We start from the raw sequence: 25,759 nt of genomic DNA, 5'->3' as shown, positions 1-25,759 counted from the left end.
AATTTCTACTCCACCTTTTTATTATCTCATGCTATTTATATTAAGGATAAGTCTATTAGATTCACGGTTTCTTCACCTTCCGAGTCTCGACGAGCCGCAACGACGACTTTTGCACCTGCTTTGCCAAAAGCGATCACAGTCGCCTTACCAATTCCCGAACTTCCACCCGTAACAATTGCGACTTTGCCATCAAATTCACCTGCCATCAATTTACCTCTGTAATATTATTTAGACGCTTTTATTGTAAACGTTCACAGGATTTACTTGGCTGTACTTTTGCCAACAAGATTGATAGCAGAGGATGAAACAGTATCCTTGTATTCGAGTTCAAAATTGTAACTCCTTGAAGTTTGGTGATTGCTTTAATTTTTTAAAGGCTTCAATTTATTCAGCAGTTGTTAGTAGTTTTGATTTTTGAGATTCTTGTTTATCCTCTTCTTTAATCTCTTGTTCTATTTTCACTTCAACAGGCTGAGTTATTTCTTGACTAAGTGAGCGAGTCATTAACTCTACTAAACTTTCCCGAATCAAATTTTTAACAAAGAGTTCTATTTTTTAGATTATTCTTTTTCTGTAGTTAAAGTATTATTCGAGCTAGCAATCAATAGTCCAAATTTTTACTTCTCTAAGCTGAATAAATCTAGTAATTTATCACAAATGATTTAGGATTGCTATAAAATTTGAGTCAAGATAAAAAAGTAATATTTTATACTATATTTCAAAAATTATATTTGCAGAATAGCACTCTGCACTAACTAGCTGGAGTTAATATATACTTATTGATTCAGTTACAAAAAAGGTGAAATATAATCATGAGTAGCAAAACATCCAAGGTCAGTATTATTGGTGCAGGGAATGTGGGTGCAAACGTAGCAAATGCTTTAGTGCTACTCCGTAAATGTGTAAGAGTCGTCCTTTTTGACCGAACTTTATCAAAAGCTGAGGGGCAAGCCTGGGATATTGGAGACAGCATTCCCCTACTTCAAGAGATGGAGATTATACCATCAAACCAGTATGAAGATTTAGCGGATTCTGATATTATTGTCGTGACCGTTGGGGTGCAGCAAAAACAAGGACAGAGCCGATTAGATACGTTGAACGACAATGCAGAGATTATGCGTTCGACGATGAAAGAATTGGATCGAGTTGCACCGAATTCAATCGTACTTATCGTTAGCAATCCAGTGGATATACTAACGCGGATTGCGATCGCCAGTTCCACTAGAGCAGAAAACCTAATTTTTGGTTCGGGAACTGTTCTTGATACTGCTAGACTGAGATATCAACTTGGTAAGCGGCTGAATGTTGCTCTTCAAGACGTTCATGTTTATGTGATTGGAGAGCATGGAGACAGTGAATTTGTTGTTTGGTCTAATGCATTCATTGGGGGAATTCCGTTAACTGAATTTCCCATACCACAAGGAGAAAAACTGGAACAAATTCAGCAAGAGTACACAGAGTTAACGCGTAAGCGAGGCTATAGTATTTCTGAACGTAAAGGAAATACTAGCTATGGTATATCAACGGTAGTTTGTCAGTTAGTTGATTCCATCCTGCAAGATGAAAAGCAAATATTTCCAGTATCCGTGAGAGCAGATTCTAACTATGGAGTTGACAGTGATATTGTTCTTGGACTTCCATGTATCATTAGCTCAATAGGTATTGAGCGCCAACTGGTGTTACCAAGAAATGCTGATGAACAACGCTTATTAGAAGAGTCAGCCACCAAACTCAATCAAGCCTACAATTCAGGAGCATAATTAAAATCAACTCATATAGCCTGTCTAAAAATGCCCTTTTTTGAATATGTATAAGATGATAACTGGGATGACGAGTAACTAACCAGCGCATGACTTAATGCTGGCTGATGGTGTCGGAGGATGCCGGGTGTAGTAATGTTGTTGGTTCAATCAAGGCTAACATTCTTGTCAGTTCTGTAACTTCCGCCACATCTGGCCATAACAGTGTTAGCACCACTGCGATCATCAACGGGAAGTTAAGAATTCTATCTCTTAGTCCCAGTTGATGGTAGTAGTTTTCTTGTGCAGTGATGGCCGATGTAACTAATGCTGCTAGTAAAAGCAATTACACCGAGTTAAGCTGATTTTTCCATTCTGATTACATCTGGGGTGAATGTTTGATGCTTGGCTGCTTCTGCTTCGTAACATCTGAGAATCAGTGATGTTAGCTTATCGAAATCACTGACAGAGGAAATAATTACTTTTGATGTGGCATCCCCCACAGAAGCTGTTACTTCCTGCACTTCAAAATTTGAAGCTAGAGACTTTACTTCATCTACACTTAAGCGAGTAATAAAACTTTTTTTCTGCGAAGATAGATATAGTCTCAGAAACCACCAGGTAGTTTTGCCAACAAGATTGATACCAAAGTATGAAACAGTATCCTTATATTGGAGTTCAAAATTGTAACTCATTGAAGTTTGGGTAATTGCTTTAATTTTTTCAAAAGCTTCGATTTCTTCAGCAGTTGTTACTACTTTTGATTCTTGAGATTCTTGTTGTTTTTCCTCTTCTTCAATCTCTTGTTCTACTTCCAGTTCAACAGGCTGAGTTATTTCTTGGCTAAGTGAGCGAGTCATTAACTCTACTAAACTTCCCTGAATCGACTTTTTAACAATTGGTTTAAATTTATCAATAATTTTACCAGTAATTCGACCTTTAATTTCATAACTAGGGGCAACTGTACCGAGTTCAGCCACTAAGAAGCGAACAAATTCTTCCGAAGGAGAACGTAAAAGATTTCCTAGAAGCTGAGTCATGCCTTTTACATAAACCATTTCCTCCGCATGGTTGGTAATAGCTGTAACCTCAAAATTATCACGGTGAAAAAATTTCAGGTTATCAATATCTTTAGCATCATATTCCAGGATATTAAAAGTAAAAAATGGCTCCTTGTCCATGACATTTTTATCATGCAAGTCTGTAAAGAAACGGTACTCAACCCCATTAGTGACGATAGCTACTTTTGTTGTCAAAAGTCCATTAAAATAGCGGCTCAGTTGCCCATCATGTGCTTCAGCTTTTTGACCACGGGCTTTTGCCTCTACGAGCATAACTTTAGTACCGTTAATAGCTAAAGCGTAATCTACCTTTTCAAACTGCCCTGCTCTTCTAGTAGCAAAGTCTGCTACATATTCCGGCATGACTTCGCTAGGATCATAGACATCGTAGCCAAGAGCACTTAAAAAAGGAACAATCAGTGCCATCTTAGTAGCTTCTTCGCCAACAACTTGGTCAAATCGCTTACGCACTTGTTCAGACAGCTTGATAATATCTTCAGTAAATCCCATTTTGCTTACTCCTGGTAGATTAGTGATTTTTGATACACATTTTTTCTAAAATAGAAGTGATTGCAGGGTGATATAGTAGATTGAATTTGAAACTGTTAGCGCGATCGCCTTCTGGATCACTCTTATAAAAGTATTCCCAAATAAGTACCAGCCTGTAACACCCATGACCGGTTAATATTTTTTACTTTAAAAAACTTCCGTATTGAGCAGCTTGAAAGAATTCCGGCAATTCTCCAATGGTTTTTGTTACATAGCGATCGTTGTCATGAATGCGCGATTTACCGAAATGAGAAAGCAATATGCCTTTTTGCTTGCTGAATCTACTAAAATGAAAAAGCAATCAAGCATTTTAAGAAAGCAATAAGTTATAAATATTCCCACTTAACTTACTTACTCTTAAATTTACGATTGCTGACTGGGAACGAAGAACTACAAAATTATCTCAGCTTATTATTGCAAACGCACAGATACACTACCTGCATGGGCAGGTAAACCTTCTGCGTTTGCTAACGTCACGGCTGCTTTGCCTAGTGTCTGTAATGCTTGTTGATTACATTCCAAATAGGTAATCCGCTTGAGAAAGTCGTAGACACTCAAGCCAGAGGCGAATCGGGCAGAACGTGCAGTCGGCAGTACATGGTTGGGGCCTCCTAGATAATCGCCAATTGCTTCTGGGGTATAACGTCCTAGAAAGACGCTACCAGCACACTTAATTTGACTGGCAAGTAATTGTGGGTTGTCTGTGCACAATTCCACATGTTCTGGAGCTAGTTGATTTAGCAGTGGTATACTTTCTGTCAAATCACTGACAATAATCACGGCTGCATAATTTTGCCAACTGGCATTAGCGACTTCTTTGGTAGGTAGATTAGCGAGAATTTGCTCAACCGCCGCTATTACTTGCCCAGCAAAAATTTCCGAATCAGTAATCAAAATAGACTGGGCGTTAGGATCGTGTTCTGCTTGTGATAGCAAATCCCAGGCAATCCAGTCTGGGTTATTATGTTGGTCAGCTACCACCAGAATTTCTGAAGGCCCGGCGATGCTGTCAATGCCAACAGTGCCAAATACTTGACGTTTAGCTTCAGCAACATAAGCATTACCAGGGCCGACAATTTTATCTACGGGGGCAATGCTTTGTGTACCATAGGCTAATGCTGCGATCGCTTGCGCCCCACCAATGCCGTAAATTTCCGTGACACCAGCAATTTGGGCAGCTGCGAGTACGGCGGAATTAATCTCACCGCCAGGCATTGGTACTGTCATAACGATTCGTTCCACGCCGACAATTTTGGCAGGTAAGGCGTTCATCAGTAAAGAACTAGGATAGCTGGCACGTCCTCCAGGTACATAAATTCCCACTTGAGACAGGGATATCCAATTTAATCCCAGTTTTACCCCGGCTGTATCGGTATAGCTAATATCTTGCGGTAGTTGTTTTTGATGGAAAGCCACAATCCTCTGGGCAGCAAGTTCCAGCGCCGCCTTGACATCAGCAGGACATTGTGCTGCCTGTTCGGCAATAAAGGTTTCACTCAGATGTAAAGACTGGGGATTGTAGCGATCAAAGCGGCTAGTATAGTCCTTGACTGCGGCATCACCACGCACTTTGACATCAGCTAGAATCTCGCGTACTATCCCACTAACATCAACTGGAGTTTCCCGGCGATCGCTGACAAGGGTTTTGAATCTACTAGAAAAATCTTTGTCGGTAGTTTGAAGCAGCTGCATAAACAGTATCTTGCAAGCGGTGAATTTTCTAATTAGTTTAACGTGAGTTCGACAGGTTAAAAAAATTATCAAAAAAGGCTAAGACTGTATTTGGATAAAAAATACTGGTCAGCCCGCTTACGCATTTGTTCAGACAGCTTGGTAATATCGGAATCGTATTTGATTTTTGAAATTATCTACGTAGGCGGGGAGTGGGGAGTAGGGAATAGGGATTGAAGAAGAATACATTCGTCAGAATCAAGACGCTCTCTACGAGACGCTAAAAGCGAACGCGGACACGAGAAAGCGTGACGCTATCAGTCGGGGATTCAGACCCGCGACTACGAAAGTTGACCACAAAACAAGAAAATTTTGTGGGGGTGCAAAAACGCCGATTATTCATCCACCAGTCGTCAGAATTCATTCTGAATTCTGACGACTGGCACCTTTATTCTGTTCGATAAGGAATTAGGCTTTTCGAGTTGTACCGAGCTTTTTCAGAAATCAAATATTAATATTAATCCTATATCTTCAGTGGCGGGTTGGCAACGAAGCCAGAGATTAAAAAGATATGGGTAATGACAAGGATTCATCCGTAGGGTCTTTAATGCAAGCTAACTTGTCGCTGCTGGTTTATTACCATTCTGCTTGCCATTCACACTGGCAATGAACTCAGGTTGCTGTGAACTGCGAACTGGTGACTCGCCTCGCAGTCCCTTGTGGCGCTGGTTCTTAGGAACACCTCCCGCCATGCCGTACTCCACACTGCTTTTACCATATTGAGTAGCAACTCCCAACAGCATATGCTCTGCCATATCTGCCAACTCGCGCTCTGTTTCGAGCATTTCATGGTACAACTTATCGAGGTTGGAAAGAGCAGTGTTGTATAAATTCTCTCTAGTTCGCATCGTATCAATTAAGGTTGAGAAGGCAGATAAGCTGAGTCCATTGCCTACATCTAAATTTGGAGCAATTGAGGTGATGCCAGCAGCACGACGCGCTGCTTTTTCTAACACCTGAGAGGTTCTTTTTCTGCGAGCCATGATATGAACCTTGTAATACAGTACGGTTAATATTCTTTACTTTAAAAAACTTCCGTATTGATCGGCTTGAGAGAATTCCGGCAATTCTCTAATGGTTTTTGTTACATAGCGATCGTTGTCATGAATGCGCGATCTACCGAAATTAGAAAGCAATTAAACATTTTGAAAAAGCAATATGCCTTTTTACTTGCTAAATCTACCGAAATCAGAAAGCAATCAAGCATTTTGAGAAAGCAATATGCCTTTTTGCTTGCTGAATCTACTGAAATCAGAAAGCAATCAAGCATTTTGAGAAAGCAATATGCCTTTTTGCTTGCTAAATATACTGAAATGAGAAAGTAATCAGGCATTTTGAGAAAACAATATGCCTTTTTGCTTATTGAAATCAACTTGATCAGGTATTAAAAGCTGGAGATAAAAGCAAATTAACGAACTTTGGCGATCGCGTTAGGGACTGACAAATAAAAAAATATCGAAAAAACTCTCTCTTCCTCATTCCTTTGTGTTCTCTGTCTTGAAAAGTTCAGATGCCTGCGGCGAGCTACGCCAACGCCGGAAACCAGGGCTGTGTCCTGTGAAGACAATCGGGCTATTGCTGTGCTAGGCTCGAATCGCTGCGATCGCATCAGTACCTATGCAGATAAAATCTAATGGAAAAACAGCAACTTATCAAACTGCTAATTGGTGATTTGACTTGGCAACGACTACTTAAATCTTTAATATTTATCTATATATTTTTTACTGGATATGTATATTTACGAGCAGATAGCATGATTTTTATGCCTCAACCTTCTAGCTATCAAGATAATCCCGGAATTATTAAGTTAAAAAGTGGGGAAAATACGAATATCTCCGCTACATACTTATTGAATAATCAAGCTAAATATACAATTCTTTATTCTCACGGTAATTCCGAAGATTTAGGAGATATCAAAGAAATACTCGAAAAATTACACACCTGGGGTTTTAGTGTCTTTGCTTATGATTATCGTGGTTATGGTACGAGTCAAGGAAAGCCGACAGAAAAGGCAGCATATGAAGATATCAATAGCGCTTACAATTATTTGACTCAAAATTTAAAAATACCACCTCAAAGAATTATACTTTTGGGGCGTTCGATTGGCGGTGGTTCTGCGGTAAATTTAGCAATGCGGAAACTAGTAGGTGGTTTAATTATTGAAAGTTCATTTATTTCGGCTTTTCAAGTAATAGTACCTTTTCGGATTTTACCTTTTGATAAATTTCCCAATCTGGATAATATCAAAAAAGTAAAATGTCCGATATTGGTAATTCATGGAAGAGCAGATGATATCATTCCTTTTCTTCATGGACAAAAGTTGTTCAATGCTGCAATATCCCCAAAACTTTATTTGTGGGTTGAAAAGGCAAATCATAATGATTTATTCTGGGTAGCTGAAGAAAAGTATCAGAAAACTTTGCAAGAGTTTACTAACCTTGTAAAGGCAAATCAGCAATTATCCCGTCAATCTAATTAAAGGTAAAATATGAACTCTGGTTCATTTGGAAATTTTACTTAGTTTGAAAGATATTTTGTACCATTTTTTTGTCTGCATTTGCCGCCGCCCCATCCAACTCTGCAATCTCACTGGCATTTAATTGCCAACCCAATGCACCAATATTCTGCCTCGCCTGTTCCACGCTCTTTGCTCCAGGGATAGGAATGGTTCCTTTACAGATGCACCAATTGATTGCTACCTGTGACATGGTTTTGTTTCTAGACTGTGCCACCTCTTGCAAACATGCCAAAAGCGATCGCATTCCTGGCAATATCTGCCTAAACAGCAGACCTCGGATGCCTTTGGGCAGACATCCTTGCTCAGAGTATTTTCCTGTCAGTAACCCCAAGGCCAAAGGGCTGTAGGCAATCAGTTTAATTCCTAACTCATCACAAAGGTCTTTGAGCTTTAGTTGGGTGACAGGATATGTAGACAACAAAGAGTATTGAACTTGCAGAGTTGTAATAGAAACGCCTCGTTCAGCAAACTTTTTCTGCACTTGCTTAAGACGTTTAGGCCCATAATTGGATAGTCCCACTCCCTTGACCAGTCCTTGCTCATACACATCGGCAAGACCATCTAACAGCCCTTCCTCTTGCCAAGGAGCATAATTCGCTGTAGACCAGTGCATTTGCACCAAATCTACGTTTCTTCCCAAGCGTTGGGCAGATGACTTGCAAGCTTTTACCATTGACTGGCGTGTCCATCTCCACGGGTAAGCAGCAAGCTTAGTAGCAATACAAATATTTTCTTTGCCTGAACCTAGATATTCTCGGTTGAATCGTCCCAGGAGTAACTCACTCCGACCATTCAATCTCCCAGTTCCGTAAGAATCACCTGTATCAAATAAAGTCACATCGTTGCTTACACAAAGATTAAAGACGGCTTGCAACTGGTCATCCATACTTTCGTCATATCCCCAAAGCAGTTGGTTGCCCCAGGCCCAAGTCCCACAGCCCATGCTTGGGAGGGAGAGTTTTTGGAGAGTCTGCATCTTTGCTCTCTGTAGATTGCCTTATTAATTATCAGGCATATAGCAGCTATTAAGGCGCTAGTAGCATGATTAGCACCAACCATTAAAATATTGTCGGATTTGCAAGCAGCCAAGCTTTCTGAGTCCAGGCGTTATTAAAGAACCCAACCTCTGGCGCTTTTAATTCAAATGAATGAGGTGGTGATTGTAGCAATAAAGGCGAACCTTTGTCATGAGCCTCAACTAAGTTAACTATCCAGGGAAGAAAGTCTAAGATTTCTTTTGGTAGTACAGTTAACTCAAAGTCCCAGAGCAAATTCAGACCTCGGCATACTTGTCCTTTTCTTAACATCGTGACTCTACCAGCACTTTTGTTAATAGCCAGTCGAAGAATGAACGGGCGGAATGGGACAAATTCATCAGGTGCTGTATAAGCATATATATTTACATAGTTTAGCCTTTGCTTATGATCCATCCAAGATGCGATCGGTGAATTACTACTATAAGATGCACCACTTATGACCACCGGCATATTCATAGCAGCAGCAAAGTTAGAGTAGAACTGATGCCTTAGTTCGCTAACAATATGTTTAACTTCTGGGTTCATGGTTGCTACACCTATTACAAAAACGATACCTACGGTAAGCGACGCTAACGCATGGCTTTATAAGAGACATTTATAATCAATTGCGGATACTTCTCTTAGCTATTTGTGCTTGACAATTGCTTTGCGTTTGCACTTTTGCAGAGGCATTTCAAAGTGACAGTATTTTCTGATATCTGTAAAAACAAAAAAAGGCAGACTCTTTGTCTGCCCTCAAGACCTTAGAGTTAAATTCTTTGTTTTAGACCTTAATAGCGGCCAGAGGAGTCACCACCACTATCTGTCTTTAGCGCGTCTACCACCAGAGGAACTTCCGCCTATCTTCGGCTTTGCTTTATTAACTTTTAAGCTTCGACCCATCCATTCAGCATTATTAAGGGCCTCAATTGCTGCTGTTTCTTCAGCATCTGATTCCATTTCTACAAAGCCGAAACCTCTCAGCCGATCTGTTTCTCGGTCAATAGGCAATTGAACATTTTTTACAGTTCCGTATTCTGCAAAGACTTGCCGGAGGTCATCTTCTTTAACCTCATAAGATAGATTACCAACGTAAATTGACATAGAATCTCTCCAGAATCAGGGGGTGTAGAGATTTACATCCGGAGAGGTCTGTAATACAAGTATATATAAAAACAAACTACACAGCCGAATTCAATCTTTCATACCTACTTTAACATAAAAGTAGAAGTTATATTTATCAGCAACACTATACTTATCTATTGAGCTAAATACTGTAAAATTTGGCAAAACTCGTTTAAAATCAACCTACGAGCGATCGCATTAAATTTGAAGTCACCAAAAAATTCAATCACTGAATATTTTCTCTTCAAATATGATTATTAATTTTTAAATTTTATTCAGTCAAAATTTCGAGAGAGTGCAATTAAATGAAACCAGTGCGATCGCTTGTAACGTAAAATTAATTTCCATCCGGCATTTGCTAACACCTTGACGCCCATGTATTGCGACTACCTCATCCAAATCCTGACTGCCCGTGTGTATGATGTTGCCCAGGAAACACCACTGGAGTATGCCCCAAATTTGTCTGCGCGGCTAAATAATCAACTCCTGCTGAAACGTGAGGATATGCAGTCAGTATTTTCCTTTAAACTGCGGGGTGCTTATAACAAGATGGTGCAACTGCCACCAGAGATATTGGTAAAGGGTGTAATCGCAGCGTCTGCGGGAAACCATGCTCAGGGAGTCGCCCTTGCAGCCCAGCGCTTGGGAACTAAAGCGATTATCGTCATGCCAATAACCACACCTCAAGTCAAGGTAGACGCGGTTAGAATGAGGGGTGGAGTAGTCGTGTTACATGGAAACACCTACGACGATGCTTATAGCTATGCCCGTGAATTAGAAGTGGAAAAAGGATTGACCTTTATTCATCCCTTTGATGATCCCCATGTAATTGCTGGACAGGGAACAATCGGGATGGAAATTTTACGGCAATATCAGCAACCCATCCATGCGATTTTTGTTGCAATTGGAGGGGGCGGATTAATTTCTGGAATTGGGGCTTATGTGAAACGGTTGCGTCCCGAAATCAAGATTATTGGGGTTGAGCCAGTAGATGCTGATGCGATGTCTCAATCGCTCAAAGCCGGACATCGGGTGCGCTTGTCCCAAGTGGGGTTATTTGCTGATGGTGTAGCGGTGCGGGAAGTAGGTGAAGAAACCTTCCGTTTATGTCAGCAGTATGTAGATGAAATTATTCTGGTGGGTACAGACCATACTTGTGCTGCGATTAAAGACGTGTTTGAGGATACGCGATCCATTTTAGAACCAGCCGGTGCATTAGCGATCGCGGCTGCCAAAGCCTACGTAGAACGAGAACAAATCGAGGGACAAACCTTAATTGCTGTCGCCTGCGGTGCAAACATGAACTTTGATCGCCTCCGCTTTGTCGCAGAACGGGCAGAGTTGGGCGAACGCCGCGAAGCAATCTTTGCAGTCACAATTCCTGAACAACGCGGAAGTATTCGCCAGTTTTGTGAATGTATTGGCAACCGTAATCTTACCGAGTTTAATTATCGTATTGCCGATGAAAAAACAGCCCATATTTTTGTAGGAGTGCAAATTCAAAACCGTGCTGATGCTGCAAAGATGGTAGAAACCTTTGAAGCTAATGGATTTGAAACCCTTGATTTAACGGACGACGAACTAACTAAATTACATTTGCGACACATGGTGGGTGGGCACTCTCCCCTTGCTCACAATGAATTGCTCTACCGTTTTGAGTTTCCCGAACGTCCCGGCGCATTGATGAAGTTTGTTACTTCCATGAGTCCCGCCTGGAATATTAGTCTTTTTCATTACCGCAACAACGGCGCAGACTATGGGCGAATCGTTGTCGGTATTCAGGTTCCCCCCCACGAGATGGAAGAGTGGCAAGCTTTTCTCGATAACCTGGGCTATCGCTATTGGGATGAAAACAAGAATCCGGCATACAAGCTGTTTTTGGGATAGGTGAAAAGTGGGCATTGGGCATTGGGCATTGGGCATTGGGCATTGGGCATTGGGCATTGGGCATTGGGAATGGGGGAATTTTTATAACTCCTAACTCCTAACTCAGTACAGACGCGATTAATCGCGTCTCTACCCACTCCCCACTCCCCAATTTACCGAGACAATATCAGATTCGAGTCCCAAGTATAGAAGCCAATTTGGTTAGGAACCCTAGAGAATCTGCCTGTCCGATAGCCTCTAGATAATTCATTCAGCACCTTATTTTTGATCTCTCTAAGTTGCTGAGAATCTATTTCTCCATAGATTCCGGCGATGACTTCAGCGACGCTGAAAACTTTACCTGGATTTTGTTCTAACAGAGAGGTAAGGGCGTCAATTAAGAATAGACCCTCAAAGTCTTTGAGCATTGGTACTGTTTTTGTCGGGGGTACGAAAGCTTTCTTCTTTTTGCTTTTGATGCTTTTAGAACCACTATTGCTATTACTTGGCACTACCAAACTTAAATCCAGAGTATAACAACCTGGCTCATCGGGAATAGTTACCCAGTAATTCCTTTCTCTGCCTTGGGTGAGGGAAGATTGAACCCTACCTTTAACTACTTTGAATAGATTGGAATCTAAGTCTCCATAAAGCGATCGCACGATAAAATCGATATGACAGACAGTGCCTATATTCTCTTGCAATAGCTGTTTTATGGCTTCCATTCGCGAGAGAGCGTGCTGATATTCAGGTAGCATGGGGATTTCCGCCAGCTTCGTTGAACTATCGTTGTTCTCTGTGGGTATCTTTGGCTCTGGCGATGTAGTTAGAAGTTGACTCTCTTTTGTATCAACAGCAGCAGAAAAGGAATTATCTATCTCAACCAAGTCTTTGTCTTTTCGTTCTGACTGTACAGACTCCACCAAGTTGATTTTGTCGATGTCATCAAGGGGTGATAAAAACCGCAGAGAGCCTTCTTGAGAAAGATTTGAGGTTTCATCAACCACCGTCAGTCTTGATGTCTGCTTGCTAGGATCAGAAAAAGACCAGTTAGACAACAATGCTTCTACATGATCGAGCTGAATTCGCGCCTGCACAAAGAGGCGTTCATACTCTTCTGTAAGGCGAGCATAATAGTCTCGTAATTCCAACAGTGGTGAGAGAAAGATGCCCGCAGGTGGTTCTAATTGTCCATTTTGAGTCATAAGGCTTTAATTAATTTAAATCGATGTCACTTTTGTAAGACATTGCTCTGGGTTTTGCTTTGTGAGATGTTGGCTGTGATTTCTTGGGCGCTTGGGGAGGGCGACATCTCTCACAATATAAGGGTCGAGGCCCGAAAGTCTCGCGCTTTGTCACATCGTTACACTCTTTACAGACAAACTGGAAAACACGAGTATGAATCTGTCTTTTGTGCGCTCTGACAGTATATTCCCTAACATCAATGAATTTACTTGCCATAATCAGAATTGTGAATTGCCGTCGTATCAATGTGCTATCAATATAGCTATTCAAGCAAATCAAACTACATCAGTGTGTGTTTATGTAGAAGTTTTATTCAAATTACTGAATTTGACGCCTAGCATAAAGTGCAGATGAGCAACCTGAGAGTTAGCCATTGACTATTCTCTCAGCATATACAGCAGTTTTCTTTTGTATGAAGTACAAAGCTATGGGTTGCCCATCATAAAATTACTGCGCTCCTAACCCCTCTTCCTCATGGTAGAGGGGTGATGCTTAAGGTCGCCATTCCTGTCTAAAGAAAAACCGCCTCCTAAAAACAGGAGGCGGTGGGCGATCGCTAATCAAAGCATGATTCCAGTAAGTTTTGTCGCTCTACGGCTGACTGGGAGCAGCAGGCGGTGCAGCTGGTTGCGATTGAGGTTGTGGACGTAAACGGCGCAAAGAGTCCCGCAACTTGTTTTGGCTGGTGTTTTCTCTTCGCCGCTGTTGATTTGTGGTTGCTTGTGGCTTTTGAGATGAATTAGTAGTCGCTCGTTCACTGCGGATGCGACGTAGGGTCTCTCTGGCACTTCCTTGAGAGCGAGTTGCCCTCGCTTCAGATGATCTCGGAGCAGTACTTTCCCCTCTTTGAGGTTCCAACCGTCTACTAAATCCAGATATTGCTGGTCTTGTGGCTGTAGCTTGATTAGATGAGGGTGGTGTCAACTCTCGTCGCCTACGTCCTGGAACTTCCTGTGTGGAGTTGGCAGCTGCTGTCTGTTGGGTTTTCTGTTCTGCTTCTCTTTGTGCTTGCCGTTCTTGAACTTGGCGCGATCGCCGTGAACCTTTTATGGCAAATTCAGTGGCTATAGATACTCCTTGTCTACCTCCTTCTGCGGGTTTTAATTTCCACTCACGCGCTTGTCTAGCGGTTTCTTCATCTAAGTCGCGGTTTCCACTGGAGCGAGCAATCCGCACATTGGTAACATTGCCTTGTGCATCAGTATCTACAGCTACTTCTACTCTGCCTTCAACTCCTCGCCGTCTTGCTGCATCAGGATACTTGGCATTACATTCGCGGCAGGCTGCACGACCATTAACATTACCATTACCTGAACTGTTAATTTTTGGAGGTGTTGGCACTGTTGGCGCTGTTGCTACTGTCGGACGGTTTCCTACTCCTGAGCCTATACCACTGCCAATTCCTGAGCCAATTCCTGAGCCCATACCACTGCCAATTCCTGAGCCTATACCACTGCCAATTCCTGAGCCAATTCCTGAACCTCTACCACTGCCAATTCCTGAGCCAATTCCTGTACCTATACCTGTACCGGAACCTGTACTTAAAGCAACGCCAGAGCCAGAGCTACCAGAGTTATCTGTCAGGATTGAACTACCACCGCCACCGCCGCCACCGCCACCGCCGCTCTGATGAACAACAGTTTTCACGGGGACTTCTGGCTTAGGAGCAATTTCCCTATTTGTTGGTTGTGGGTTTTGAGTAGTTTGTTTTGGTTGTTGTTCAACTGGCTGAATTTTTGGTCTTTCAATCAATTCTTGTACTGGTTTTTGTACTAATGGAGTTTCTATAGACTGTTTTTGAACAATTTCTGGTTCTTTTTTGGGTTCTTCTGGAATTTTTTCAAGTGGTTTTTCTGGTTCCGCAGTCGGAGAATCTATGATCGCCACCTCTATTGGTTCTTCTTCTCCTGGGGACACTCTCGTCAAATAATTACCTACGCCTGAGGACAGTACGCCGATATGCAGCGCCAGTGAACCTATTAGACTATAAGTCAGAAAAGACTTGAGAGCCTCAACTTCTTTGGAACGTTGCTCGACACTAGTGCCGGAAAAACTCATAGCTATTGCTACCTATTCTCACTAATTTAGTCATCTTAGGATGCATGGTTGCAAATATCAAGTAAAAAATTAAAATTATTTCGGGCTGTGTTACGCAAAAGATACTTCATAAGAAAAATATCTTTGAAACATACTCTTAATTATGAGGATTTATAGATAAAATTAATTTTTGTGTTATGTGTTAATTAAATTAATTTATGTAAAACAAAAAAAAATTAAAAAAAATTAATCAGGTTTAGATTTGAAAAAATTCTGATTATATCTTAAACTCTATTGAGAAAAAGTTTCATTTTTTCGGTTGATTCTGGTAGTCTGATTTTGTATTGTTGATGACGTTTAGAGGCACTACATGGGAATTCAGAATTTGTTTGAAGCAGGTGGTGTGGTCATGTTACCCCTACTGGCGTTTTCGGTGTTGGCAGGGGCACTAATGATTGAGCGGGCGAAGTTTTGGCTACAGATTGGTAAGCGTCAAAACCGGGTGGTGCGAGAGGTTTTAAATCTTTATCGACTTGATAATGTCGTTAGTGCTGTTGATAAGCTGCAAAAAAATGTAGATTTACCTATAGCACGCATTTTTCTGGCTGGACTACAGCTAGAAAGACCGACTCCAGAAAAATTTCGTTTGGCTTTGAAAAGCGAAGCGCAAGCAGAAATCCCTATACTCAAGCGGTTTCAACCTGTATTTGACACCATTATCGGTTTAGCGCCTCTGTTGGGACTTCTCGGCACAATTTTAGGGTTAATTCGCTCATTTGCTGGACTGAATATTGGTGATGTCGGAGGTACTAAAACTGGTGCAGTCACTGCTGGTATTAGTGAAGCTTTAGTTGCTACTGCCTCAGGATTGATTGTGGCTATCTTTGTGCTTTTAGGAGCCAGCATCTTCCGGGGACTATACCAGCGGCAGATAACAATGATTCAAGAGTACGGCGGACAGTTAGAAATACTGTTTCTCGATCGCTATGAACAACATGATCGCTACGAACAACAGGAGAAGTCTTATGGATCTAGAGGATAATGAACCAGATTTAGCACCATTTATAAATGTAGTACCTCTGATTGATGTAATGTTTGCCCTTTTAACATTTTTTATCATGTCAACGCTGTTTTTAACACGATCAGAAGGGTTGCCAGTAAATCTACCGAAAGCAGCTACGGCGAAGGAACAGCAAATTCCCACTAAAGTTACCATCACGGTAGATGAAAAAGGTCAGATAAGCCTAAACCGCGATCCAATAGCAGTTAATGATTTAGCACCGCGAGTGCGGACTTTAGTTGGTTCTAACCCAGATGCATTGGTGATTATTAATGCTGATCAAAAAGTCTTGCACGGTGAGATAGTGGCGATAATGGATCAAGTACGTCAGGTAAAGGGAGCAAGGCTAGCGATCGCTACCCAAAGATAAAAAGTAAAAATATTGTGCATCAGAAGTTCAGAGAGTCAGGAAAATTCTATGTTCTGACTCCTAACTCCTTCTTGTGTGATGATTACTACCAGCTATGGTTAGGCATCTGCAATTCTTGAGATATAAATTTAAATAATAATTGTTGGTGTGAATGGATAAAAAAGTGGCCGCCATCAAACATTTCTAATGAGAAAGTAGCGCTCGTCTGCTCTCGCCATGCTTGCAGAGCTTCATGATTAGTTTCTTGGTCTTGTAAACCACCAAAAACAGTAATAGGACACTCCAGTGGCTGTTTTTGAGTGTAAATATAAGTTTCTAGAACGGCAAAATCTGCCCGCAAAATGGGGAGGAAAATCTGCATCAGTTCCGGGCTTTCTAGTACTGCTTTGGGTGTACCGTTAAGACTGTGTAGCTCGTCCTGCAAATCAGAGTCTGATAGGATGTGGAGAGGTGCTTTTGTCAACGGAATTTGCGGGGCGCGACGAGCAGATATGAACAGGTGAAAGGGAGCAAGACTATACTGAGAGCGAAGTAGACGGGTCAACTCAAAGCTAACTAATCCGCCCATACTGTGACCGAAGAAGGCGAATGGTTTGTCTAAATATGGTATCAGAACTGGAGCGATCGCTTCAACAAGAGATTCTAATCGTGTCAAGGGTGCTAACTTCATCTGTCTTCCTCGTCCCGGATATTCCACAGCACAGACTTCGACATTACTAGGTAGATTATTAGGCCAGGTGCGAAAAATCGCCGAGCTACCACCAGCATAGGGGAAGCAGAATAAACGCAAGTTGGCTTGAGGATTTGGTTGGGAACAGATAACCCAGGAATTGAAGCTTGGTGTAGTTGTCATAATAGGCCGTGCATTAGCTGTTTCACCTTTTGTAGCTCATCGCTAGAAGCCGCTTCATATCATACCAAATGCCTGCCCTTGGGCAGGTATTTACTACTATGAAAACTGTAAAAAATGTAATAGTGTATTCCTGAAGCAGACATCTTGCTTATTTTATAATAAGGAGTCTTTGATGAGCGTTTATATTATTCGACCCAAAGCAACATCATTAGCGCGATCGCTAAAACTTGGATTTAGAAAATTTACACCAGAAAGCCGTAAGGCGCAAGTTGCAGAAGTTGTAAATTTTTGGCAGGAAGATCCAGTACACCAACAAATAGAAGACTGGTTGGAAGATGCACAAAAGAACACAAGCGAAGTAGCAAAGTATCTAGATTACTCAGGGATTACTGGTGCAAGTGTTGTCGAAATGCCGGATGAAGAAGCCCAGAGAATTCGTGAGGAGTTACCCAATGTCTTAATTTTACGCGATCAGCCGATTGAGTTGATTCAGCCGCAACGGAATGCAGATACTAAAGATGAAATTACCAAAAATGAATTGTGGCATTTGGATGCGATTGCTCTCAACATAGCACGTCAAAATGGATTTACAGGCACCGGCAAAAGCATCACCATTGCTGTTCTCGACACAGGTATCGACTCAACCCACTCAGAATTGCAAGGCAGAGTAACTGAATCTTATAGTTTTAATGATAGAAGTAAGCAAATCCAGTTAATAACTTCTCAAGATACTGATGGTCATGGCACTCATGTAGCTGGACTAATTTGTGGTAAACAAGTTGGCGTTGCGCCAGAAACTAAATTAATCGACGGCCTACTTATCCCAAGAGGTACTGGTAACTTATCAAACTTTGTGATGTGGCTGGACTGGCTAGCACTTCGAGTAGACGTGAATATTGCCAATATCTCAGCTGGTCTTCCTACTTATGCTTATGAAATGAGCGATGTCATTGATACTCTACTGGCAGTTGGTATACTCCCTGTTTGTGCTGTTGGTAACAATGGACGTAACAATACTAGAACACCAGCAAACTGTCGGAGTTCAGTTTCAGTAGGTGCGACAAACTTTAATAGTAAAGTTGCCGGTTTTAGCGGCAGTGGCAGGATATCTGTTAATAATCATTCTTATGATGTTCCCTCTTTGGTTGCACCTGGAGAAGGAGTTTATTCATCAGTTCAAGGTGGTGGTTATGAAGCTTGGGACGGAACTTCAATGGCAACCCCAATCGTTTCTGGTGTAGCAGCGTTAATCTTAGAGAAGTATAGTAAGCAAATTCCGGTATTGGATTTAATTGACGGACTGCTCACAAGTTGTCAAGATTTGGGACATGATAAGGAACGCCAAGGTAAAGGTTTAATTCAGGTAACGGCAGCCCTATGAAACTTAACGAAAGTCAAATTGCCAAAATTGACCCTCTGCTTCAGGAAGTTTTGACGGGGGCTAAGGGGAATGAGGTAATTCGGGCAGTTATGAGTTTGGGGGACGAAAATCAAATCAGATTAAATGCTAGCAATTCATCGCTGAAACCTCAGCAATTTACATCATCTGAGGCTTATCGACAGGCATTAATTGATCAGCGCAAAAGCCAACTTTCCGAAGTGCTGGGTGATACTATCGAAGAACTCCAGGAACTTTCTTTGAAACCTGTTGGAGGTGGACTCAGCCGCGTTGTGGTTGTAGAAGGTACGGCTGATGCGATTTTAAGCGCGTTGGCACTGTCTGGAGTTAACCATGTCACTTTAGATCAGCTGATTGCACTGCCGGAAGTTGCACCAGATGCAGCAGTTAAACATTTTGCTGATATTTATATAAACACACTTGACCGCCCACTAGATGAGAAAACCACAAAATTAATTTATCAAGCATCTGAGCAATATATTATTAACTACCACAAGCGTCATAACAAGTTGCAAATATTGGGAATGCAGCAGCCTGTAGATTTGGATTCAATTTACACAGCTGTGCAATGTTTGCAGCCAGATGATATCCGGCGATTTGAATCAACTGAAGCCTTACAGGATCTTTTCAGCAAAACTGGAAAACGTAGCTTTCAAGTTGCAAAGGCTGGTAAGCAAGAGGGCATTAAAGTTGCCAATCAGCGGCAATATTTGATGGTACTTGGCGCACCGGGTGCAGGTAAGTCTACATTTTTGCGGAAGATAGGACTAGAAGCACTCAAGGGCAAATCTGGTGAATTGCAACATGAATGTATTCCGGTTTTTATTGAATTAAAACTATTGACCGAGAGCAATATCAATATTGAAGAAGTAATTAGAAAAGCATTCCGGTTATGTCAGTTACCATTCTCTGAAGAATTTACTATTAAAGCATTACAACAAGGCAAGTTATTAATTTTGCTAGATGGTTTAGATGAAGTGCTAACGGGAAATACCGATTTAGCAATTAAGCAAATTCCAAGCTTTGTTGAGCAATACAAAGATAATCGGTTTATTATCTCTTGTCGGACTGCTGCCTATAAATCGCAGTTTAGGAATTTGATGGAAATTGTGATCGCAGATTTTGACGATGCTCAAATTCAGCAGTTTATTCAAAATTGGTTTTCTTCAGAGTTAGATAGACAAGTCGGAACTGCTGACAAGTGCTGGGAGTTAATCAAAACACAAAAATCAACTAAAGAATTAGCTCGAACTCCTTTATTGCTAACTTTTCTCTCTTTAGTGTATGACGAATCCCAAGACTTGCCTAAAAACCGAGCTACGCTTTACAGTGATGCTCTTGATATATTACTCAAAAAATGGGCGGCTGAAAAACGCATTCAAAACGATCCAATTTATCGTCAGCTTGGTATCGATTTAGAGAAAATTATGCTAGCTGAGATTGCATATCACAGCTTTAAATTACAACGGCTGTTTTTGTCTTATCAAGAACTTGTGAGTCAAATTCAAAAGTTTCTGCACAATAACTACAATGCACCAAAAGATTTAGACGCTGAGGCAGTTTTAAATGCGATCGCTATTCGGCAGGGAATTTTAGTAGAACGAGCAAGGGATATCTATTCATTTTCTCATCTGACGCTACAGGAATATTTAACAGCACAATATATTGATGACCAGCGCCAAATTGAGAAATTAGTTACTGAACACCTAATAGATGAACGCTGGAAAGAGGTGTTTTTGTTAGTAGCTGGGTTAATGCATGGTGGTGCAGATGATTTGCTGCTGCTGATGGAAAAGGAAGCGCACAAATATATTAATACTCCGAAGTTACAAGCTTTATTAAACTGGGCAGAAGAGGTAACAGTTGGATTGCTAGGAGATTTTAAACCTGTGGGTAAACGTGCATTTGCGATCGCCAACGTCAACGCCATCGCCAACGCCAACACCTACACCAACGCCAACGCCAACGCCATTACCTATACGTACGCCATCACCGACGCCAACGCCATCACCGACGCCAAGGACTACGCCAAGGACTACGCCAACGCCATCACCAACGCCATCACCGACGCTAAAAACTACATCAACGCCTACGCCAACGACTCCGCCAACCCCAACTACCACCCCGGCTACGTCGAAGCCTACAACTATAACAAAGCCTCCCCCTACGGCTACGCCTACAGCAATGACTACGCCAACGCCATCGCCAAAGCCATCGTCTACACTCGTAAACTTAAAGAATTAAAAATTTTCAATAACGTTAATTTTATCAAACTGATTAACCAATTATTAGAAGCACAGAAAGCTCAGAATGATCATAAGAAACAGTCAATGGAAGAGCGTCTGCCATTTGCTAAACACCTGCAACAAACCTTACTTGATGCTTTCAATCTCACCCTAGAAATGGTCAACTTATCTAAGGAAGAAATAAAAGCACTGGAAAATTATCTATACGCTAATCATCTCATTATCCAATGCAAACAAGCAGCAGTGCGGGTGTCACCCCAAACCTGGGAAGCGATTGAGGCGCGAATGTTGTTGGTTCCAAGTGGTTAAGCAACAATACGAAAATCAAAAGATAGCCAGATAAACACTCCATGAGTTCATCACAACAGGCTAAAAATACAAAAACTCAAACCTTTACAGCAATCTTGCATTGGGAAGAGGATGTTTATGTAGCTGAATGTCCAGAGGTGGGAACCGCCAGCCAAGGAGAGACAATAGAAGAAGCGATCAAAACTATATTTAGAAGAGTTCTTGCTTGCTGAAGTCGCTACGCTAAAAGCTTTCATTAGCAGAATTTGAGTCGTTGTAACAAATACTCAAACTGTTGTTGCTACAACTCCAGTTGTTATAAGTAAAATTGAAGCTGTTGTTAATACAACTTAAGCAGTTGTTATAAATGCTTAAGCTGTAGTTACTACAACTCCAATTGGTATAAGTAAACTTGAAGCTGTTTTTAATACAACTTAAGCAGATGTTATGAATGCTTAAGCTGTAGTTACTACAACTCCAGTTGGTATAAGTAAACTTGAAGCTGTTGTTAATACAGCTTAAGCAGATGTTATGAATGCTTAAGCTGTAGTTATAAACGTTGAAGTTGTTTTAACAAACGCTCAAGCTGTAGTTATAAACGTTGAAGTTGTTCTAACAAACCCTCAAGCTGTTGTTATGATACTAAGTCTTATAGTTAGGAATGCACAAGCTGTGGTTTTTTTTCTTCATCTATGTCATGTTCTCTGTTGATAAACACCTGAGACAATGCCTGATAAGCTTCAGTCCAAGCTGCCATCACTTCTTCTGTAGCAGCTTCCCCTAAAACATCTTTCATCGCTTGCAGTAAACTTTCTCCGACAATAGGATATTGCTCTGGTGTAACATGGGTCTGCACATGACGATGAGCAATCTTTTCTACCATCGATTTTAAAGCTGGTAGATTATCAATTTGGGCAGCATAGCCATAAACTGCTGTAGCCAACCTCGCAGGCTGAGAACCATTTGCTTGAGCAGACATATCAAATTGTTTTCTGATTTCTGGATGATTTTGAAACATAATTTCATACATCCGAGTTGTAATTTGCTGACCGTTCTTTTTTAAAACAGGTGCTGTAGATTTAACGATATCTATTGTTTGTTGGCTAATCATAGTTTTTTGAACCACTTGGAATGTTGATTGACTTCAATTTAGTGGTTATTCCTATTGGTTACTATGAGCTAGCTCAGTTAACGAGTAATATCCTGTCAAAGCCTCTATACATCTACAGCCAGTGGCATTGTTAAAAATTGCAACAAGAATGAAAATGTAAGAATGCAAATATGTACATCGATAATTTTTCAAGCGATTTGATATGCATACGATTAAGAAAAAGTCAACAATAAAAGGCTGGGCAGGTGCGATACCTTCGGTGAGCTTCGCTAACGCCAAACCAGCTACAGAATTTCCCTCTACGCAACTGCCAATTCTTTCTGGCAAAATCCCAGATGGCTTGCGTGGCACACTTTACCGCAATGGCCCGGCACGACTAGAACGCGGTGGCATTCGCATGGGACACTGGTTTGATGGAGATGGGGCAATTCTAGCTGTAAATTTTACCGATGCAGTCGCAAGCGGGGCTTATCGCTACGTCCAAACTTCTGGCTATCAAGAAGAAGCCGCAGCAGGAAAACTACTCTACGGCAATTATGGCATGACTGCACCAGGGCCAATTTGGAATCAATGGCAAAAGCCCATCAAAAATGTTGCCAACACCTCGGTGCTAGCACTTCCAGATAAACTTTTGGCATTGTGGGAAGGTGGTAAACCCCACGCCCTCAATTTACAAACTTTAGAAACTTGGGGCGAAGATGATTTAGGAGGGTTAACTAAAGGATTAAGCTATTCCGCACATTATAAGCGTGACGAGCAAACAGGGGAGATTTTTAACTTTGGCATCAGCCCTGGACAAAATGCGACGCTTAATATTTACAAAAGCGATTCGACTGGGCGGATTATCCAACAAGCCGCATACCAGCTAGATGGTGTACCATTGGTGCATGATTTTGTTTTAGCAGGACAGTATATTGTATTTTTCATTCCGCCAGTGCGGTTGAATGTCTTACCCGTGCTAATAGGGACAAGCAACTATAGTGATTCGCTAGACTGGCAACCTAAATTAGGAACTCAGATTTTAGTTATTGATCGAGAAAACCTATCTGTAGTGAGTCGTGGAGAAACCGAACCTTGGTTTCAATGGCATTTTGCTAACGGTTATGTAGATGCTAGCGGTGCAGTCATTGTGGATATCGGCCGTTATGAAGATTTTCAAACTAACCAATATCTCAAGGAAGTAGCTACAGGTGAGACTCACACCCCAGCTAAAAGTACACTAACGCAAGTTCATCTGCATCCCCAAACTGGCAAAGTTACGTCAATTCAACAACTATTAAACCAACATTGTGAATTTCCGAATGTACCACAGCAAAACGTAGGACAAGCTTCTCGGTACACATATATGTCAACATTCCGCTCAGGAACAGATATTAGCCAAGAACTATTAAATGCGATCGCCCGCTTCGACTACAAAACCGAAACCCTCACCGAAGCAGACTTAGGAGAAAACCGTTATCCTTCAGAACCCATTCCCACGCAAGACACCCAAAACCCTGAACAAAGTTGGGTACTAACCGTTGTCTACGATGGTAATTCTCATAGTAGCGAAGTTTGGGTATTTGATAGCGATCGCCTGGATGCAGAACCCGTTTGCAAACTAGGATTACCCAGCGTCATACCCCACAGCTTCCACGGCACTTGGAACCCAGCCTAAAAACCCCTCAGCTACCTGGAGCGTTTCCCTTAGCGTTCCTTTGCGTTAAAAAAACAGCCCTATTAACCAGACCTAATTAATCACATCTGGTCAATGCAAAATCAAATAAAACTTACAACAAAAAATGGATTTTTTCAGAGTATGAATAAGAAAATAATATTCTAATATTATCCTCTATTCAATTTCAAATCTCTCTATCAGATATTTATGATCAAGTTGACTTTGAAGCTAAAGAATAACCACACTCTAATTCGTTATAGAATAAAGATAAACATTATATACAACATTACGCTAATTAAGCAGAATTGCCCATGACCACTTCTAAAGGCCACTACCACATCATTACTTTCGGTTGTCAGATGAATAAAGCTGACTCAGAGCGCATGGCTGGTGTTTTGGAAGACATGGGCTTTGAGTGGTGCGAAGATCCGAATAATGCAGATGTGATTCTCTACAATACCTGTACAATTCGGGATAATGCTGAACAAAAGGTATATTCCTACCTTGGCAGACAAGCGAAGCGCAAGCATGAGCAGCCTGATTTAACCCTGATTGTTGCGGGTTGTGTTGCCCAGCAGGAAGGGGAAGCGCTATTGCGGCGAGTCCCAGAATTAGACTTGGTAATGGGGCCACAACACGCCAACCGTCTTAAAGATTTGCTGGAGTCAGTGTTTGACGGCAACCAAGTTGTAGCAACTGACTCAGTTCATATTATTGAAGATATCACCCAGCCGCGACGGGATAGTAAAGTAACAGCTTGGGTAAATATAATTTACGGCTGTAACGAACGCTGCACCTATTGCGTGGTTCCCAATGTACGAGGTGTCGAACAATCTCGCACGCCGTCAGCTATTCGGGCTGAAATGGAAGAATTAGGACGCCAAGGTTACAAAGAAGTTACTCTACTCGGTCAAAATATTGACGCTTACGGTAGAGATTTGCCAGGAACAACGCCAGAAGGTCGGCATCTGCACAACTTCACAGATTTACTTTATTATGTGCATGATGTGCCGGGGATTGAAAGGTTAAGATTTGCTACTAGTCATCCCCGTTATTTTACAGAGAGATTAATTAAGGCTTGTGCTGAGTTGCCCAAGGTGTGCGAACACTTCCACATACCCTTTCAATCTGGGGATAATGAACTTTTAAAAGCGATGGCGCGGGGTTATACCCATGAAAAATATCGCCGGATTATCGATACCATTCGGCGGTATATGCCAGATGCTTCGATTAGTGCTGATGCGATTGTCGGTTTTCCTGGTGAGACAGAAGCACAGTTTGAAAATACCCTGAAACTGGTGGAAGATATTGGCTTTGATATGTTGAATACAGCAGCATATTCACCACGTCCAGGGACACCCGCCGCTTTCTGGGACAATCAACTGAGTGAAGAAATTAAAAGCGATCGCCTGCAACGGCTGAATCATTTAGTAAACTTGAAAGTCGCGGAGCGATCGCAACGTTACTTTGGACGCATTGAATCTGTTTTAGTAGAAGACCAAAATCCAAAAGATCAAACCCAGGTGATGGGACGTACTGGCGGTAATCGTCTGACATTCTTCAGTGGCGACATCAAAGAATTGCAAGGGCAGTTAGTCAAGGTAAAAATTACCGAAGTTCGCCCTTTTAGCTTGACAGGTGAGCCAGTTGAAGTCAAACAAGCCTTGTCTGTCTAAGAAAATGTTTTAAAAGTATTGGGCGAATATAATTCGCTACTACACAAGACATCTCCAGAAATTAAAGAAGTCGGAAGTCGGAGTAAAGTTTTGTAATGGGGATTTAACGGCAACACAAAACTTGCTGCTTGATACTTGCTCTTTACTTATACCAATTTTATCAAACAGAATAAAGGTGCCAGTCGCCAGAATTCACTTGGGTATTTTGTGCG

The 25,759-nt window shown here is 41.5% G+C and carries 23 protein-coding genes and 3 pseudogenes; 12 read left to right on the top strand and 14 right to left on the bottom strand.

Features of this window, described 5'->3' with window-relative positions:
* Positions 1 to 53 precede the first annotated feature (53 nt).
* Positions 54 to 206: pseudogene (locus PUQ00_RS25225) on the bottom strand (SDR family NAD(P)-dependent oxidoreductase); the annotation flags it as partial.
* A gap of 337 nt (positions 207 to 543) precedes the next feature.
* Here PUQ00_RS25225 and PUQ00_RS25220 point away from each other — a divergent pair.
* Positions 544 to 666 (top strand): annotated as a pseudogene (locus tag PUQ00_RS25220) (IS630 family transposase); the annotation flags it as partial.
* Between the two features lie 146 nt (positions 667 to 812).
* Complete coding sequence (locus PUQ00_RS25215) at positions 813 to 1,760, top strand: L-lactate dehydrogenase (RefSeq protein WP_300421915.1); 948 nt, start codon at positions 813 to 815, stop codon at positions 1,758 to 1,760.
* A gap of 154 nt (positions 1,761 to 1,914) precedes the next feature.
* Here PUQ00_RS25215 and PUQ00_RS25210 read toward each other — a convergent pair.
* From PUQ00_RS25210 to PUQ00_RS25195, 4 genes and pseudogenes are all read right to left on the bottom strand, one after another.
* Positions 1,915 to 2,085: pseudogene (locus PUQ00_RS25210) on the bottom strand (IS4 family transposase); the annotation flags it as partial.
* Between the two features lie 10 nt (positions 2,086 to 2,095).
* Positions 2,096 to 3,310 (bottom strand): type I restriction endonuclease, encoded by a 1,215-nt coding sequence (locus PUQ00_RS25205; RefSeq protein WP_300421913.1) that lies wholly within the window; start codon positions 3,308 to 3,310, stop codon positions 2,096 to 2,098.
* A 450-nt stretch (positions 3,311 to 3,760) separates the two neighbouring features.
* Positions 3,761 to 5,041: a histidinol dehydrogenase gene (gene hisD, locus PUQ00_RS25200; protein ID WP_300421912.1), complete on the bottom strand. Its 1,281-nt coding sequence runs from the start codon at positions 5,039 to 5,041 to the stop codon at positions 3,761 to 3,763.
* Positions 5,042 to 5,634: 593 nt separating this feature from the next.
* The gene (locus PUQ00_RS25195; RefSeq protein WP_300421910.1) at positions 5,635 to 6,063 is read right to left on the bottom strand and encodes a hypothetical protein; all 429 of its coding nucleotides are present in this window, start codon (positions 6,061 to 6,063) and stop codon (positions 5,635 to 5,637) included.
* Positions 6,064 to 6,183: 120 nt separating this feature from the next.
* Here PUQ00_RS25195 and PUQ00_RS25190 point away from each other — a divergent pair, with 120 nt between their 5' ends.
* Positions 6,184 to 6,405 (top strand): hypothetical protein, encoded by a 222-nt coding sequence (locus PUQ00_RS25190; protein ID WP_300421909.1) that lies wholly within the window; start codon positions 6,184 to 6,186, stop codon positions 6,403 to 6,405.
* Between the two features lie 308 nt (positions 6,406 to 6,713).
* A complete protein-coding gene (locus PUQ00_RS25185; protein ID WP_300421908.1) occupies positions 6,714 to 7,559 on the top strand; it encodes an alpha/beta hydrolase in 846 nt (281 codons plus the stop codon).
* A 34-nt stretch (positions 7,560 to 7,593) separates the two neighbouring features.
* Here the strand turns inward: PUQ00_RS25185 and PUQ00_RS25180 are convergent, their stop codons facing one another.
* From PUQ00_RS25180 to PUQ00_RS25170, 3 genes are all read right to left on the bottom strand, one after another.
* Positions 7,594 to 8,574 carry an aldo/keto reductase gene (locus tag PUQ00_RS25180; RefSeq protein ID WP_300421907.1) on the bottom strand — a complete coding sequence of 327 codons (981 nt, stop codon included), beginning with the start codon at positions 8,572 to 8,574 and terminating at the stop codon, positions 7,594 to 7,596.
* 82 nt (positions 8,575 to 8,656) lie between these two features.
* The gene (locus tag PUQ00_RS25175; protein WP_300421905.1) at positions 8,657 to 9,160 is read right to left on the bottom strand and encodes a hypothetical protein; all 504 of its coding nucleotides are present in this window, start codon (positions 9,158 to 9,160) and stop codon (positions 8,657 to 8,659) included.
* Positions 9,161 to 9,433: 273 nt separating this feature from the next.
* Positions 9,434 to 9,718, bottom strand: coding sequence for an RNA-binding protein (locus PUQ00_RS25170; protein ID WP_300421904.1), 285 nt, complete (start codon positions 9,716 to 9,718; stop codon positions 9,434 to 9,436).
* Between the two features lie 396 nt (positions 9,719 to 10,114).
* Between PUQ00_RS25170 and ilvA the strand changes: the two genes are divergently transcribed.
* Positions 10,115 to 11,626, top strand: coding sequence for a threonine ammonia-lyase, biosynthetic (ilvA, locus tag PUQ00_RS25165; RefSeq protein WP_300421902.1), 1,512 nt, complete (start codon positions 10,115 to 10,117; stop codon positions 11,624 to 11,626).
* Here ilvA and PUQ00_RS25160 read toward each other — a convergent pair.
* The 4 genes from PUQ00_RS25160 to PUQ00_RS25145 form a co-directional block, all read right to left on the bottom strand.
* Positions 11,578 to 11,763, bottom strand: a complete 186-nt coding sequence (locus PUQ00_RS25160) for a hypothetical protein (RefSeq protein WP_300421901.1) — start codon at positions 11,761 to 11,763, stop codon at positions 11,578 to 11,580. The two genes, ilvA and PUQ00_RS25160, sit on opposite strands and share 49 nt — an antisense overlap.
* Before the next feature lie 15 nt (positions 11,764 to 11,778).
* Entirely contained in the window at positions 11,779 to 12,810 is a 1,032-nt protein-coding gene (locus PUQ00_RS25155; protein WP_300421900.1) for a hypothetical protein, read from the bottom strand.
* 10 nt (positions 12,811 to 12,820) lie between these two features.
* A complete protein-coding gene (locus PUQ00_RS25150) occupies positions 12,821 to 13,066 on the bottom strand; it encodes a hypothetical protein (protein WP_300421898.1) in 246 nt (81 codons plus the stop codon).
* A 375-nt stretch (positions 13,067 to 13,441) separates the two neighbouring features.
* Complete coding sequence (locus PUQ00_RS25145; protein WP_300421897.1) at positions 13,442 to 14,908, bottom strand: TonB family protein; 1,467 nt, start codon at positions 14,906 to 14,908, stop codon at positions 13,442 to 13,444.
* A gap of 349 nt (positions 14,909 to 15,257) precedes the next feature.
* Here PUQ00_RS25145 and PUQ00_RS25140 point away from each other — a divergent pair, with 349 nt between their 5' ends.
* Together PUQ00_RS25140 and PUQ00_RS25135 are read left to right on the top strand one after the other, a co-directional pair.
* A complete protein-coding gene (locus PUQ00_RS25140; protein ID WP_300421896.1) occupies positions 15,258 to 15,929 on the top strand; it encodes a MotA/TolQ/ExbB proton channel family protein in 672 nt (223 codons plus the stop codon).
* On the top strand, positions 15,913 to 16,317 hold the full coding sequence (locus PUQ00_RS25135; RefSeq protein ID WP_300421895.1) for a biopolymer transporter ExbD: 405 nt from the start codon (positions 15,913 to 15,915) through the stop codon (positions 16,315 to 16,317). Before PUQ00_RS25140 ends, PUQ00_RS25135 begins: the two co-directional genes overlap by 17 nt.
* 85 nt (positions 16,318 to 16,402) lie before the next feature.
* Here PUQ00_RS25135 and PUQ00_RS25130 read toward each other — a convergent pair whose 3' ends face one another.
* Entirely contained in the window at positions 16,403 to 17,170 is a 768-nt protein-coding gene (locus PUQ00_RS25130; protein ID WP_300421893.1) for a thioesterase II family protein, read from the bottom strand.
* A 172-nt stretch (positions 17,171 to 17,342) separates the two neighbouring features.
* On the opposite strand from PUQ00_RS25130, the gene PUQ00_RS25125 reads away from it, so the two are divergent.
* The 3 genes from PUQ00_RS25125 to PUQ00_RS25115 are packed head-to-tail and all read left to right on the top strand — an operon-like array spanning position 17,343 to position 21,336.
* The gene (locus tag PUQ00_RS25125) at positions 17,343 to 18,551 is read left to right on the top strand and encodes a S8 family serine peptidase (RefSeq protein WP_300421892.1); all 1,209 of its coding nucleotides are present in this window, start codon (positions 17,343 to 17,345) and stop codon (positions 18,549 to 18,551) included.
* On the top strand, positions 18,548 to 21,124 hold the full coding sequence (locus tag PUQ00_RS25120) for an NACHT domain-containing protein (protein WP_300421891.1): 2,577 nt from the start codon (positions 18,548 to 18,550) through the stop codon (positions 21,122 to 21,124). Before PUQ00_RS25125 ends, PUQ00_RS25120 begins: the two co-directional genes overlap by 4 nt.
* A 41-nt stretch (positions 21,125 to 21,165) precedes the next feature.
* Complete coding sequence (locus PUQ00_RS25115) at positions 21,166 to 21,336, top strand: type II toxin-antitoxin system HicB family antitoxin (protein ID WP_300421890.1); 171 nt, start codon at positions 21,166 to 21,168, stop codon at positions 21,334 to 21,336.
* Positions 21,337 to 21,758: 422 nt separating this feature from the next.
* Here the strand turns inward: PUQ00_RS25115 and PUQ00_RS25110 are convergent, their stop codons facing one another.
* Positions 21,759 to 22,214: a globin domain-containing protein gene (locus PUQ00_RS25110; protein ID WP_300421889.1), complete on the bottom strand. Its 456-nt coding sequence runs from the start codon at positions 22,212 to 22,214 to the stop codon at positions 21,759 to 21,761.
* Positions 22,215 to 22,416: 202 nt separating this feature from the next.
* Here PUQ00_RS25110 and PUQ00_RS25105 point away from each other — a divergent pair, with 202 nt between their 5' ends.
* Together PUQ00_RS25105 and miaB are read left to right on the top strand one after the other, a co-directional pair.
* Positions 22,417 to 23,871, top strand: a complete 1,455-nt coding sequence (locus PUQ00_RS25105; RefSeq protein WP_300421887.1) for a carotenoid oxygenase family protein — start codon at positions 22,417 to 22,419, stop codon at positions 23,869 to 23,871.
* Between the two features lie 311 nt (positions 23,872 to 24,182).
* The gene (miaB, locus tag PUQ00_RS25100; RefSeq protein ID WP_300421886.1) at positions 24,183 to 25,547 is read left to right on the top strand and encodes a tRNA (N6-isopentenyl adenosine(37)-C2)-methylthiotransferase MiaB; all 1,365 of its coding nucleotides are present in this window, start codon (positions 24,183 to 24,185) and stop codon (positions 25,545 to 25,547) included.
* Positions 25,548 to 25,759 lie beyond the last annotated feature (212 nt).

It is taken from the genome of Nostoc sp. S13 (assembly GCF_029379315.1).
Taxonomy (GTDB): domain Bacteria; phylum Cyanobacteriota; class Cyanobacteriia; order Cyanobacteriales; family Nostocaceae; genus Nostoc.
The sequence above is the reverse complement of the archived record's forward strand: the minus strand, read 5'-3'. Positions and strand labels throughout refer to the sequence as shown.